At 61.3% G+C, this 222-nt stretch carries 1 pseudogene; it reads left to right on the plus strand.

The annotated features are described in order from the left end of the window. Positions 1–222: pseudogene (locus GZH79_RS18600) on the plus strand (IS5/IS1182 family transposase); the annotation flags it as partial.

The raw sequence follows: 222 nt of genomic DNA on the forward strand, positions 1-222 counted from the left end.
AGACTGCCCGGCTGCACGCGCGAGAAATGAGACATTGCGCGCCACACGGCACTACGGTCGGGCATTCTGGAAACGCTGGACGGGATACCATGCCCGCAGTCGCATCGAGGCGAGGATGCGCTGCCTGAAATCCTTCGGAGAACGCATCATGGCGAGAGATCCTGACCGCCAGACCGCCGAAATCCACATCCGCATCGCCCTCATGAACCACTTCAACGCCCT

The sequence above is a fragment of the Loktanella sp. SALINAS62 genome (assembly GCF_018263905.1).
Lineage (GTDB): Bacteria > Pseudomonadota > Alphaproteobacteria > Rhodobacterales > Rhodobacteraceae > Loktanella.